Source organism: Roseovarius gaetbuli (assembly GCF_900172365.1).
Classification (GTDB): domain Bacteria; phylum Pseudomonadota; class Alphaproteobacteria; order Rhodobacterales; family Rhodobacteraceae; genus Roseovarius; species Roseovarius gaetbuli.
The window spans coordinates 1-1,338 of sequence record NZ_FWFJ01000115.1 but is presented as its reverse complement, the minus strand read 5'-3'; the positions used below and the strand labels follow the sequence as shown (position 1 = coordinate 1,338).

The following is a 1,338-nucleotide window of genomic DNA, read 5'->3' as shown; positions in this document are numbered from 1 at the left end:
CGAGAGTGTCCGACCTTCTGTGTATGAGTAATTTGGCCCATGCTTCACCAACGAAGGAGCATGACGACAATGACGATTTCCACGGAACTACTGGATGAGCTGCTGAGCGGCGTTGAACGGCCCGAAGACCTGCTGGGGGATAAAGGCCTTATGAGGGAGCTCAAGGTCCGCCTAATGGAGCGGATGCTGGGCGCTGAGTTAACCGAGCATCTGGGCTATGAACCGCATGGTGAGCCCGACAGTCAGCAGACCAACCGGCGCAATGGCGCGACCCGCAAAGTGCTCAAGAGCAATGACGGCGCAGTGCCCATCGACATTCCGCGTGACAGGGATGGCAGTTTTGAGCCGGAACTGATCCCGAAAGGTCAAACCCGGATTGATGGCATGGATGACAAGATTATTGGTCTGTATGCGGCAGGCCTAACGACCCGAGACATTCGCGCCCACCTTGAAGAAGTCTATGGCCTGAAGGTATCAGCCGACCTTATCAGCCGCGTCACCGATGCCGTTCTGGCTGAGGTTTCAGACTGGCAGAACCGCGCCTTGGAGCCGATGTATCCAATCGTTTTCCTTGATGCGCTTCGGGTCAAAATCCGCGACGCGGAAAGCCGCCAGGTCAAAAATAAGGCCGTTTATGTGGCCTTGGGCGTCACCCCAGAGGGCGAACGCGAGGTTCTGGGCCTTTGGATTGCCAACAACGAAGGGGCCAAATTCTGGCTGTCAGTGATGAACAACCTGCGTAACCGGGGCGTCGAAGACATCCTCATTGCCGTCGTGGACGGCCTTAAAGGCTTCCCTGACGCCATCAATGCGGCCTTCCCTTATGCGACCGTCCAGACCTGCATCGTGCATCTCGTGCGCCATTCCCGGAACTTCTGTGGATGGAAGGATCGCAAGAACGTCGCCAGAGATCTCAAGCGCGTTTATCAGGCAATCGATGATGTTGCCGCAGAGAAAGCCCTCGCTGATTTCGAGGCCGAATGGGGTCAGAAATACCCCTCAATCGCACCCTCATGGCGGCGCGCATGGCAAGAGGTCATCCCGTTCTTTGCCTTCCCGCCAGCAGTGCGCAAAATCATCTACACCACGAATGCGATCGAGAGCCTGAACAGGGTCATCAGGAAAACCACGAAAACACGCGGCAGCTTTCCAACCGATGACGCAGCAACAAAGCTGATCTACCTGGCGATCCGCAGCTTCGAGAAGGCGGGGCGCTGTGTCAGAGAATGGGTTGCTGCCCGAAATCAGTTCGCTATCATATACCCAGAACGGTTCAACAGATGATCCGTTTCAACCGCATGGGCTGAGCATCATACACAGAGTTTCGGATACTCTCGT

1 protein-coding gene is annotated in these 1,338 nt (G+C 56.0%); it reads left to right on the top strand.

Annotated elements, in window-relative coordinates:
- The first annotated feature begins 69 nt into the window (after nt 1–69).
- Nucleotides 70–1,284, top strand: a complete 1,215-nt coding sequence (locus ROG8370_RS19820; RefSeq protein WP_085828828.1) for an IS256 family transposase — start codon at nt 70–72, stop codon at nt 1,282–1,284.
- Nucleotides 1,285–1,338: the final 54 nt, after the last annotated feature.

Bases quoted from the DNA above. Each gene is read 5' to 3' on its own strand.
- ROG8370_RS19820 (WP_085828828.1), top strand. From the start codon at position 70: ATGACGATTTCCACGGAACTACTGGATGAGCTGCTGAGCGGCGTTGAA.